Origin of the sequence: Enterobacter sp. CGMCC 5087 (assembly GCF_003144775.1) — a bacterium.
In the GTDB taxonomy this organism is placed as follows: Bacteria; Pseudomonadota; Gammaproteobacteria; order Enterobacterales; family Enterobacteriaceae; genus Enterobacter; species Enterobacter cloacae_M.
In genome coordinates, this window is sequence record NZ_QFXN01000091.1 from 68,302 (window position 1) to 79,075 (window position 10,774).

At 62.7% G+C, this 10,774-nt stretch carries 11 protein-coding genes; 7 read left to right on the forward strand and 4 right to left on the reverse strand.

Features of this window, described 5'->3' with window-relative positions; genetic code table 11:
* Window positions 1-33 precede the first annotated feature (33 nt).
* Genes fepC through fepD form a run of 3 tightly spaced genes read right to left on the reverse strand, consistent with a single transcriptional unit; the run spans window position 34 to window position 2,824 of the window.
* Complete coding sequence (fepC, locus tag DEO48_RS09000; RefSeq protein ID WP_109844956.1) at window positions 34-834, reverse strand: iron-enterobactin ABC transporter ATP-binding protein; 801 nt, start codon at window positions 832-834, stop codon at window positions 34-36.
* Window positions 831-1,820: an iron-enterobactin ABC transporter permease gene (gene fepG, locus DEO48_RS09005; protein WP_109844965.1), complete on the reverse strand. Its 990-nt coding sequence runs from the start codon at window positions 1,818-1,820 to the stop codon at window positions 831-833. Before fepG ends, fepC begins: the two co-directional genes overlap by 4 nt.
* Complete coding sequence (gene fepD / locus DEO48_RS09010; RefSeq protein ID WP_109844957.1) at window positions 1,820-2,824, reverse strand: Fe(3+)-siderophore ABC transporter permease; 1,005 nt, start codon at window positions 2,822-2,824, stop codon at window positions 1,820-1,822. Before fepD ends, fepG begins: the two co-directional genes overlap by 1 nt.
* 108 nt (window positions 2,825-2,932) lie before the next feature.
* On the opposite strand from fepD, the gene entS reads away from it, so the two are divergent.
* The gene (entS, locus tag DEO48_RS09015; RefSeq protein WP_109844958.1) at window positions 2,933-4,180 is read left to right on the forward strand and encodes an enterobactin transporter EntS; all 1,248 of its coding nucleotides are present in this window, start codon (window positions 2,933-2,935) and stop codon (window positions 4,178-4,180) included.
* Between the two features lie 46 nt (window positions 4,181-4,226).
* Here the strand turns inward: entS and fepB are convergent, their stop codons facing one another.
* On the reverse strand, window positions 4,227-5,186 hold the full coding sequence (fepB, locus tag DEO48_RS09020) for a Fe2+-enterobactin ABC transporter substrate-binding protein (protein WP_109844959.1): 960 nt from the start codon (window positions 5,184-5,186) through the stop codon (window positions 4,227-4,229).
* A gap of 188 nt (window positions 5,187-5,374) precedes the next feature.
* On the opposite strand from fepB, the gene entC reads away from it, so the two are divergent.
* The 6 genes from entC to DEO48_RS09050 form a co-directional block, all read left to right on the forward strand.
* Entirely contained in the window at window positions 5,375-6,550 is a 1,176-nt protein-coding gene (entC, locus tag DEO48_RS09025; RefSeq protein ID WP_109844960.1) for an isochorismate synthase EntC, read from the forward strand.
* Window positions 6,551-6,559: 9 nt separating this feature from the next.
* Window positions 6,560-8,170 (forward strand): (2,3-dihydroxybenzoyl)adenylate synthase EntE, encoded by a 1,611-nt coding sequence (gene entE / locus DEO48_RS09030; protein WP_109844961.1) that lies wholly within the window; start codon window positions 6,560-6,562, stop codon window positions 8,168-8,170.
* Window positions 8,171-8,180: 10 nt separating this feature from the next.
* On the forward strand, window positions 8,181-9,035 hold the full coding sequence (locus DEO48_RS09035; protein ID WP_109844962.1) for an isochorismatase: 855 nt from the start codon (window positions 8,181-8,183) through the stop codon (window positions 9,033-9,035).
* Window positions 9,035-9,790: a 2,3-dihydro-2,3-dihydroxybenzoate dehydrogenase EntA gene (entA, locus tag DEO48_RS09040; RefSeq protein WP_109844963.1), complete on the forward strand. Its 756-nt coding sequence runs from the start codon at window positions 9,035-9,037 to the stop codon at window positions 9,788-9,790. The genes DEO48_RS09035 and entA overlap by 1 nt, the downstream gene beginning before the upstream one ends.
* Window position 9,791: 1 nt before the next feature.
* Window positions 9,792-10,205, forward strand: a complete 414-nt coding sequence (entH, locus tag DEO48_RS09045) for a proofreading thioesterase EntH (RefSeq protein ID WP_029740111.1) — start codon at window positions 9,792-9,794, stop codon at window positions 10,203-10,205.
* 149 nt (window positions 10,206-10,354) lie between these two features.
* Window positions 10,355-10,774 (forward strand): carbon starvation CstA family protein (locus DEO48_RS09050; protein ID WP_309136801.1); only part of this gene is annotated, 420 nt, incomplete at its 3' end.

Sequence of the window (10,774 nt, forward strand, 5' to 3'; positions counted from 1 at the left end):
CTCTCCCTGTGGGAGAGGGCCGGGGTGAGAGCATCAGACCGCACGCTTGCCCAGCGGCACCACCAGCGGCGTACCCGCCACCGGATCGTCAATAATCATGCAGCGCATGCCGTAGATCCGCTCGATCAGATCCGGCGTCACAATCTCTTTCGGCGCGCCCTGCGCCACAATCTCACCGTCGCGAAGCGCAATCAGATGCGTGGCGTAGCGGCAAGCCTGGTTTAAATCGTGCAGCACCGCCGCCAGGGTATAGCCCTGCGTGCGGTTCAGCTCGCTCAGCAGCTCCAGCAGGTCAATCTGATGGCTGATGTCGAGCCAGGTCGTCGGCTCGTCCAGCAGCATAATCGACGTTTCCTGCGCCAGCACCATCGCGATCCACGCCCGCTGGCGCTGCCCGCCGGAGAGGGTGTCTACGCTCTGCTGGGCGAGATCGGTGATGCCCGTCGCCTGCATCGCGCGGTTCACCGCCTCGTCATCCTCTTTGCGCCAGCGGGTAAACAGCGGCTGGTGCGGATAGCGTCCGCGCGAGACCAGCTCCTGCACCGTGATGTCCCCCGGTGTGGTGGCGTTTTGCGCCAGCAGACCGATGCGCCGCGCTACCTCTTTGCTGGCGAAGCGCTGGATCTGCTCCCCGTCGAGGAACACGCTGCCCTCAGCCGGGGTCATCAGGCGGCTCAGCGTGCGCAGCAGGGTCGATTTTCCGCAGCCGTTCGGGCCGATAATGGCCGTGAAGTGGCCGTCCGGAATGGCAACGGATAAGTCACGGGCAATGATTTTTTTGCCGTAGCCGAGGGTGAGGTTTTCGCCGCGCAAGCGGGTGGTTGTGTCTGTCATTTCTTGCGTGACTCCTGAACGAGCAAGACGATGAGGTAAATCCCGCCGAGGCTGACGGTTACCACGCCCACCGGCAGTTGATAAGGCATAAACAGCCGCTGGGCGCAGAGATCGGCGGCCAGTAGCAGCAGCGCGCCGCACAGCGCCGCCTGGGTTAATCCCCAGCGCGCCGTGCCGCTAAGACGGCGGGCGATGTGCGGTGCCACGAGGGCGATAAACGAGATTGGCCCGGCAATCGCGGTGGAGGCGGCGGTCAGCAGTACGGCGACCAGCATCAGCATCAGGCGTGAGCGCTCGACGCTCACGCCCAGCGCGCAGGCGCTGTCGTCGCCCATTTCCAGCAGACGCATGCGCCGCACCAGCAGCAGAGCGCCGATAAACATCAGCAAAATCAGCGGCGCGGCGGGCCAAATTTTGCCCCAAGTCAGGCCGTTGAGCGAACCGGCGTACCACAGCCCGGCGGAGAGCGCGGTTTCCAGCGAGGCCTGCAGTAAAAGCCAGGTGTTAAAGGCCATCAGCATGGCGCGGATGCCGATCCCGATGATGATCAGGCGGAAGGTGTCGATACCGTTGCGCCAGGCCAGCGCCCAGATCAGTAAGGAAGTCAGAATGCCGCCCGCCATCGCCGTAAAGGTAATGGCCGTCAGGTGCTGACCAAACAGCACCATCGCCACCAGCACGCCGCTCCAGGCCCCGGTGTTGAGGCCCATCACGTCCGGGCTGCCAAGCGGGTTGCGCATCAGCGACTGGAATATCGCGCCGCTCACGCCGAGCGCCGCGCCGACCAGAATTGCCATCGCCACGCGCGGAAGACGCCACTCCGTCACCACCATGGTGACGTTGCGCGGCGCGCTGCCGAGCAGGGCGTTTAAGACCTGAGTAAAGTCGAGCGTCACCGCGCCGCTGCGCAGGCTCCAGACCGCCAGCAGCAGAATGACGATAGTCAGCAGGCATACGCTGGTGAGTAAACGACGGGACGGGGCCATCATGCGCCACCTCCGCGTTTACGACGAACCAGGAAAATCAGCACCGGCGCGCCGATAAAGGCGCTGACCACCGAGACGCGCAGCTCGCCGGGCACCAGCAGGCGGCCCAGCACGTCGGCAAACAGCAGCAGGGCAGGGGTCGCCAGCAGCGTCACCGGCAGCGACCAGCGGTGATCCGCCCCCACCAGCCAGCGCGCCATGTGCGGCATCATCAGGCCGATAAAGGCGATCGGGCCGACCACGGCGGTCGCGCTGCCGCACAGCACGGTGATGGCGAGCAGACCAATCAGCTGCGTGCGCGCCACGCGGTTGCCGAGGGCAGTAGCGGTGTCGCTGCCGAGGCTCAGGCTGTTGAGCGACCGGCTTAAAAACAGCACCACGGCGGCAGCGATTATGACCGGGATCGCCACTACTTTTAGGGTTTCAAGGGTGCGGATATCCAGCGAACCGGCCTGCCAGAAGCGCAGCTGGTCGTAGACGTCCGGGTTGAGCAGGGCGATGCCGTTGGACAAGCCCTCCAGCACCGCCGCGAGCGCCACGCCCGCAAGCGTCAGGCGGACCGGACTCAGCTGCCCGCCGCCCTGGCTGCCGGTAAAGGCGACCACCAGCGAGGCGGCCAGCGCGCCGCAGAAGGCCATCACCAGCTGTTCAGAGGGTGACGCCAACCCGAACAGCGCCGCGCCGAGCACGATGGCAAAGCTGGCGCCGGAGTTAACGCCAAGGATGCCGGGGTCCGCCAGCGGGTTACGGGTAAGGGTTTGCATCAGGGCACCGGCAAGGCCGAGTGCGCCACCGGCCAGCAGTCCGGCAAGCGTGCGGGGCAGTCGGGCGTCGAGCACGATGACGCAGTCGGCGCTCTGGCAGGTGCCGGAGAGCGCATCAACGATAACGGACGCGGGCAGCGGCTTCGCGCCGACCAGCAGGCTGAGTGCAGCCGCAAGGCTCAGGAGCAGCAGTAAAACGGGCACGGCAATGACGCGCACCGCAGAAGAGGAAAACGACATAGCAACATCCATGATTTGATAATGATAGTGATTATCGTTATCTATCTTATTTGGCTATGTTAGCATGTGCGCCCATGGAAAGGGTAGAAATAGACTCAAGGCTTTGTCATGAATCAAAAATCCTGGCTGCTCAACCTCAGCCTGCTGAAAACGCACCCGGCGTATCGCGCCGTTTTTATCGCTCGCTTTATCTCCATTTTGTCCCTCGGGCTGCTCGGCGTCGCCGTGCCGGTACAGATCCAGACCCTGACGCAATCCAGCTGGCTGGTGGGGTTATCCGTCACCTTAACCGGCGGGGCGATGTTCATCGGCCTGATGGTCGGCGGCGTGCTGGCGGACCGCTACGAGCGTAAGAAGCTGATCCTGCTGGCGCGCGGCACCTGCGGCGTGGGCTTTATCGGGCTGTGTCTGAACGCGATGCTGCCGGAGCCGTCGCTGATTGCGATTTACGCGCTGGGGCTGTGGGACGGTTTCTTCGCCTCGCTGGGCGTGACGGCGCTTCTTGCGGCAACGCCCGCGCTGGTCGGGCGCGAGAACCTGATGCAGGCGGGGGCGATTACCATGCTCACCGTGCGTCTGGGCTCGGTGATTTCGCCGATGGTGGGCGGCCTGCTGCTGGCGACCGGCAACGTGGCGTGGAACTACGGGCTGGCGGCGGCGGGAACCTTCATCACCACGCTGACGCTGCTGCGCCTGCCGCTGCTGCCGCCTCCGCCGCAGCCGCGCGAGCATCCGCTAAAATCGCTGATGGCCGCGATTCGTTTCCTGTTCAGCAACCCGCTGATTGGCGGCATTGCGCTGCTCGGCGGCCTGCTGACGATGGCGAGCGCCGTGCGCGTGCTCTACCCGGCATTAGCGGGAGAGTGGCAGATGAGCGCCTCAGAGATTGGCATTCTCTACGCCGCCATTCCGCTCGGCGCGGCGTGCGGGGCGCTGACCAGCGGCAACCTGGCGCAGGGCGCGCGTCCGGGGCTGATTATGCTGCTTGCCTCGCTGGCCTCGTTTATCGCCATCGGCTTCTTCAGCCTGATGCCGGTGTGGGCGCTGGGCGTGTTGTGCCTGGTGATTTTCGGCTGGCTGAGCGCCATCAGCTCGCTTTTGCAGTACACCCTGATCCAGACCCAGACGCCGGAAGGGATGCTCGGGCGCATTAACGGCCTGTGGACGGCGCAGAACGTCACGGGGGATGCGATTGGCGCGGCGATCCTCGGCGGGCTGGGGGCGATGATGACCCCGGTGGCATCCGCGAGCAGCTGCGGGTTTGCATTAGCGATGGTTGGCGTGATTTTGTTAGTGGCGCTGGTTGAGTTGCGGCGGTTCAGGCAGGAGGTTGTGTTGAACGACGGGGCGGCCTGATGCCCTCACCCCGGCCCTCTCCCACAGGGAGAGGGCGGGGAAATGCCTACTTAAACAATGCATTCAATCTGTCTAACACCAACATCGCGCTGTAATAATCCAGGCGGAACGTCTCCGTTCCCAATGCCCAGACCCGTTTGTTTTTCACCGACGGCAAATGCGCCAGCAGCGGGTTGGCGTAAATCGCATCCACGTCTTTCTGGTCGCCGGCAAACACAAACAGCCCTTCGCCGTTCAGCCCCGTCGCCAGGTTTTCCCCTCCCAACTGAATGATGTCGTGGCGTTTGCCCTGGCTTTTTGAGGTGTGCAGTCCGGCGGGCAGTTCCGCCAGCGTAAAGCCCAGCTGGTGCAGCAGCTTGCCCTGCGCCGATTCCGCGGTCCACAGGTTGGCGCTGTGCGCAGCGGCGGTGTAGACGATGGCGTTCACCGGCTGCGGCGGCAGCTTCATCTGTTGTTTCACCTGCGCGAGCTGTTTATCAAAGGCGGCAATGCGCTCTGCGGCCTGTTTTTCCTGCCCGGTAAGGGTGCCCAGCTGGGTCAGCAGTTCCTGCCAGCTCTTGTCGTCGTAGTTGATGATAAGCGTTGGGGCGATGGCGGAGAGCTGATCGTACAGCGCCAGCGCGGAATCCCCGCCGGTAGCGCCGATCAAAATCAGATCCGGCATTTGCGCGGCGACCGCTTCGGCGCTCGGTTCGCCGATGTACAGCCGCGCAACCTTGCGCTGTTTCGCAATATCACCCCACTGGCGCAAAAAGCCCTGCGCATCCGCCACGCGGTTGTTCGGCGTGGTCGCGCCGCTGGCAACGACCGGTGCGTCAATCGCCAGCAGGGAGCCGGTTAAGGTCACGCTGGTGGAGACAATGCGCGTCGGTTTGCTCTCAAGCGTGTGAACGCCTCGGCTGTCGGTCACCTGACGCGGCCAGTCGGCGGCAGCGGCTGAGGCAAGTCCTAAAACAAAAAGTCCAGATAAAAGCAGGGTATTACGGAATAGAGCAGGGAATTTCACAGCGCGACATCCTGTTTTTGTTGAAGATAATGCTTCTCATTTTCATGGTTGCCGTGAAGGGATGCAAGCTTTTGTCGCATAAGTTATTTGTCCGACGGTTGACAGCGAAGCGATGTGGGATTAGGTTAGCCGACGAAAATATAAATGATAATCATTATTGCTTCTTTTATCATTTTAAGGAGGATGATATGGACACGTCCCTGGCTGAGGAAGTTCAGCACACCGCGACCACGCTGCAATCAGACAGCTTTTTCTTTATGTCGCCTTACCGCAGTTTTACTACCTCAGGCTGTTTTGCCCGCTTCAGTGAACCCGCCGTTGGCGGCGACGATCCGGCCGGGCAATTCCAGCAAAAATTAGCCCAGGCCTTCCGGAATGCGAAAGCTAACGGTATCGCTCATCCGGTGATGGTGGGGGCTATTCCATTCGATACCCGCAAGCCATCTTCTCTGTTTATTCCTCAGCGCTGGCAGACCTTTTCCCGTCCGGCACGTCAGCAGTCAGCACGCTATTTTTCCGGCTCGCAGGCGCTGAAGGTGGAACAACGCACTGAGATCCCTCCGCAGCCCGTGTTTGAAGAGATGGTCGCTCGCGCCGCGTCGCTGACCGCCACGCCGCAGGTGAACAAGGTGGTGCTGTCGCGCCTGATTGATATCGCGACCGATAAACACATTGATAGCGGTGCGCTGATGGAGCGTCTTATCGCCCAGAACCCGGCGAGCTTTAACTTCCACGTGCCGCTGGAAGACGGCGGCGTGCTGCTCGGCGCCAGCCCCGAACTGCTGCTGCGTAAAGAGGGCGCGCACTTTAGCTCGCTGCCGCTGGCAGGCTCTGCGCGCCGTCAGCCGGACGACGTATTGGATCGCGAAGCGGGCAATAAGCTGCTGGCCTCCGAAAAAGACCGTCACGAGCACGATCTCGTAACCCAGGCGATGAAGGCCATTCTGGCACCGCGCAGCCACCACCTGAGCATGCCGTCTTCCCCGCAGCTCATCACCACGCCGACGCTGTGGCATCTGGCGACGCCGGTTGAAGGTGACGCGCGTGACAACGAAAACGCCCTGACGCTGGCCTGCCTGCTGCACCCGACCCCGGCGCTGAGCGGCTTCCCGCATGAGGCGGCAAAAGAGCTGATTGCCGAGCTGGAGCCGTTCGACCGCGAGCTGTTCGGCGGCATCGTCGGCTGGTGCGACAGCGAAGGCAACGGCGAGTGGGTGGTGACCATCCGCTGCGCGCGTCTTCGCGAAAATACCGTTCGCCTGTTTGCCGGCGCGGGCATTGTGCCGGCCTCCTCGCCGGTGGGCGAGTGGCGCGAGACGGGCGTGAAGCTCTCCACCATGCTTAACGTGTTTGGCCTGCACTAAGGAACGCTCATGACTATTCCCTTTACCCGCTGGCCTGAGGAATTCGCCCGCCGCTACCGTGAAAAAGGCTACTGGCAGGATCTGCCGCTGACCCACATCCTGACGGATCGCGCGGACAGCGATGCCGTGGCGATTATCGACGGCGAACGGCACATCACCTACCGCGCGTTTCATCAGGCGGTGAATAACCTCGCGTCCGCTCTTCAGGCGCGCGGGCTGCAGCGCGGCGAGACGGCGCTGGTGCAGCTCGGAAACGTGGCCGAGTTCTACATCACCTTCTTCGCGCTGCTGCAAATCGGCGTCGCGCCGGTGAACGCGCTCTTTAGCCATCAGCGCAGCGAGCTGAACGCCTACGCGGAGCAGATCAAACCCGCCGCGCTGATTGCCGATCGCGACCACGCGCTGTTTGCGGGCGATGATTTTCTTAACACCTTTGTGGATGCGCACCGCTCGGTTCGCGTCGTGCTGCTGCGCGGCGATAAGGACGAACACGCCCTGGAAGCGGCGATTTCGCGTCCGGCGGACAACTTCATCCCGAACCCGACGCCCGCCGACGAAGTGGCGTTTTTCCAGCTTTCCGGCGGCAGCACCGGCACGCCGAAGCTGATCCCGCGCACGCACAACGATTACGACTACAGCATCCGCCGCAGCAACGAGATTTGCGGCATCACCGCCGAAACGCGTTACCTGAACGCGCTGCCCGCAGCGCATAACTACGCCATGAGTTCGCCGGGATCGTTAGGCGTCTTCACCGCGGGCGGCTGCGTGGTGCTGGCGAACGATCCGAGCGCCACGCTCTGCTTCCCGCTGATTGAACGGCATCAGATTAACGTCACCTCGCTGGTTCCTCCGGCGGTGAGCCTGTGGTTGCAGGCGATTGCCGACGGCGCGGGAAGCGCGCAGCTCAAATCCCTCAGGCTACTGCAGGTGGGTGGCGCACGCCTCTCCGCCTCGCTCGCGGCGCGCATTCCGGCGGAAATCGGCTGCCAGCTTCAACAGGTGTTCGGCATGGCGGAAGGGCTGGTGAACTACACCGCGCTCGACGACGCGCCGGAACGCATCATCAACACCCAGGGCCGCCCGATGTGCCCGGACGACGAAGTTTGGGTGGCGGACGAGAACGGAAACCCGCTGCCGCGCGGTGAGGTTGGGCGTCTGATGACGCGCGGGCCGTATACCTTCCGCGGCTATTTCAACAGCCCGGAACACAACGCCAGCGCCTTTGACGCCGACGGCTTTTACTGCTCCGGCGATCTGATTGCCATTGACGAGCAGGGCTACATCACCGTGCAGGGGCGCGAGAAAGATCAGATCAACCGCGGCGGCGAGAAGATCGCCGCCGAAGAGATTGAAAACCTGCTGCTGCGCCACGAGGCGGTGATCCACGCCGCGCTGGTGAGCATGGAGGACAGCCTGCTGGGCGAAAAAAGCTGCGCGTATCTGGTGGTGAAACAGCCTCTGCGCGCGGTCGAGGTGCGCCGCTTCCTGCGCGAGCAGGGCGTTGCCGAATTCAAGCTGCCGGACCGCGTGGAGAGCGTGGATGCGCTCCCGCTAACGCCGGTCGGTAAAGTCGATAAGAAACAGTTGCGCCTGTGGCTTGCTGAACGCACCCGGGGCTGAGGAACAGAGTATGGCCATTCCAAAATTAACCGCTTACGCGCTGCCGACCGCCGCAGATCTGCCGGCCAACAAGGTGAACTGGGCGTTTGAGCCTGAACGTGCCGCGCTGCTAATCCACGATATGCAGGAGTATTTCCTGAACTTCTGGGGCGAAAACAGCGCGATGATGCAGCAGGTGGTGGCGAATATCGCCAGACTGCGCGCTTACTGCAAAGCGCACAATATTCCCGTCTACTACACCGCCCAGCCGAAAGAGCAGAGCGACGAAGACCGCGCCCTGCTGAACGACATGTGGGGGCCGGGCCTGACCCGCTCGCCGGAGCAGCAGCGGATTGTCCGTGAACTGACCCCGGACGAAGCGGACACGGTGCTGGTGAAGTGGCGCTACAGCGCGTTTCACCGCTCGCCGCTGGAGCAGATGCTGAAAGAGACGGGACGAAACCAGCTGCTGATTACCGGCGTGTACGCCCACATCGGCTGCATGACCACCGCCACCGATGCCTTTATGCGCGACATCAAGCCGTTCTTTATTGCCGACGCGCTGGCGGATTTCACCCGCGACGAGCACCTGATGTCGCTCAACTACGTGGCCGGACGCTCGGGCCGCGTGGTAATGACCGACGAGCTGCTGCCGTCCGTTCCGGCGACCAAAGCCGCGCTGCGTGAGCTGATCCTGCCGCTGCTGGACGAGTCCGACGAGCCGATGGATGACGAAAACCTGATCGACTACGGTCTGGATTCGGTACGCATGATGGCGCTGGCCGCCCGCTGGCGCAAAGTGCACGGTGACATTGATTTCGTAATGCTGGCAAAAAATCCAACAATCGACGCCTGGTGGGCGCTGCTTTCCCGCGAGGTGAAGTGATGGCGGGTTTTGATTTTACCGGCAAAACCGTCTGGGTGACGGGCGCGGGGAAGGGGATAGGCTACGCGACGGCGCTGGCGTTTGTGGAGGCGGGCGCACGGGTGACCGGGTTCGATCTGGCGTTTCCGCTGGGGGATTATCCGTTCGCCACCGAAACCCTGGACGTGGCGGATGCCGCGCAGGTGCAGGAAGTGTGCGGGCGCGTGCTGGCGTCGCTTGAACGGCTGGACGTGCTGATCAACGCGGCGGGCATTCTGCGCATGGGGGCGACGGACCAGCTTTCGCAGGAGGACTGGCAGCAGACCTTCGCGGTTAACGTCGGCGGCGCGTTCAACCTGTTCCAGCAGACGATGGGCCAGTTCCGCCGTCAGCAGGGCGGGGCGATAGTCACCGTGGCGTCCGACGCGGCGCACGCGCCGCGCATCGGCATGAGCGCCTACGGCGCGTCGAAGGCGGCGCTGAAAAGCCTGGCTATGACCGTCGGGCTGGAGCTGGCGGGCAGCGGCGTGCGCTGTAACCTGGTGTCGCCGGGCTCAACGGACACCGATATGCAGCGCACCCTGTGGAAAAGCGACGATGCGGAGCAGCAGCGCATTCGCGGCTTTGGCGAGCAGTTCAAGCTTGGCATTCCGCTGGGCAAAATAGCTCGTCCGCAGGAGATAGCCAGCACGGTGCTGTTCCTTGCATCCGATGCCGCCAGCCATATCACCCTGCAGGATATCGTGGTGGACGGCGGCTCCACGCTGGGAGCGTAAGATGATCTGGAAACGTCATTTACCGCTCGAGGAGCTGAACGCGACCAGCCTGAATACGCTGGTGGCGCATCTCGGCATTGTCTATACCCGTATCGGTGACGACACGCTGGAAGCGGAGATGCCGGTGGATGCGCGCACCCATCAGCCGTTTGGCCTGCTGCACGGCGGCGCGTCGGCGGCGCTGGCGGAAACGCTGGGATCGATGGCCGGTTTTCTGATGACCCGCGACGGGCAGAGCGTGGTGGGGACGGAGCTTAACGCCACGCACCATCGTGCGGTCTCTCACGGCAAAGTGCGCGGGGTATGCCAGCCGCTGCATCTGGGGCGTTCGAGCCAGAGCTGGGAGATTGTGGTATTCGACGAGCAGGGGCGGCGGTGCTGCACCTGTCGGTTGAGCACGATGGTGTTGGGCTAAGCCAGGCAGATCAAAGTGATCGGCTTAACACTGTGGTGTAAATCTCTGGTTTGACCACGCATTATTGCGTTTCAAAGTTGTTAAATTTTTCCGGTTGTTCTAGAAACAAAATGTAACATCTCACTGTTTCACAACAACGGACAACAACTATGAACAACTCAGGGAAATACCTTATATGGGCAGGGCTCTCCGTTGTGGGAGCCTTTGCCCTGGGCTATATCGCCCTCAACCGGGGGGAACAGATCAATGCGCTCTGGATCGTGGTCGCCTCCGTCTGCATTTATCTGATCGCGTACCGTTTTTATGGCCGCTATATCGCCAAGAACGTTCTGGCCGTTGACGCTACGCGCATGACGCCTGCCGTCCGCCATAACGACGGGCTGGACTACGTGCCGACCGACAAAAAAGTGCTGTTCGGTCACCATTTTGCGGCGATTGCCGGAGCGGGCCCGCTGGTAGGGCCGGTGCTGGCGGCGCAGATGGGCTACCTGCCGGGGATGATCTGGATCCTCGCGGGCGTGGTGCTGGCGGGCGCGGTGCAGGATTTTATGGTGCTGTTCGTCTCCACC

Coding starts and splice junctions, on each gene's coding strand:
- fepC (WP_109844956.1), bottom strand. CDS start 834: ATGACAGACACAACCACCCGCTTGCGCGGCGAAAACCTCACCCTCGGC.
- fepG (WP_109844965.1), bottom strand. CDS start 1,820: ATGGCCCCGTCCCGTCGTTTACTCACCAGCGTATGCCTGCTGACTATC.
- fepD (WP_109844957.1), bottom strand. CDS start 2,824: ATGTCGTTTTCCTCTTCTGCGGTGCGCGTCATTGCCGTGCCCGTTTTA.
- entS (WP_109844958.1), top strand. CDS start 2,933: ATGAATCAAAAATCCTGGCTGCTCAACCTCAGCCTGCTGAAAACGCAC.
- entC (WP_109844960.1), top strand. CDS start 5,375: ATGGACACGTCCCTGGCTGAGGAAGTTCAGCACACCGCGACCACGCTG.
- entE (WP_109844961.1), top strand. CDS start 6,560: ATGACTATTCCCTTTACCCGCTGGCCTGAGGAATTCGCCCGCCGCTAC.
- DEO48_RS09035 (WP_109844962.1), top strand. CDS start 8,181: ATGGCCATTCCAAAATTAACCGCTTACGCGCTGCCGACCGCCGCAGAT.
- entA (WP_109844963.1), top strand. CDS start 9,035: ATGGCGGGTTTTGATTTTACCGGCAAAACCGTCTGGGTGACGGGCGCG.
- entH (WP_029740111.1), top strand. CDS start 9,792: ATGATCTGGAAACGTCATTTACCGCTCGAGGAGCTGAACGCGACCAGC.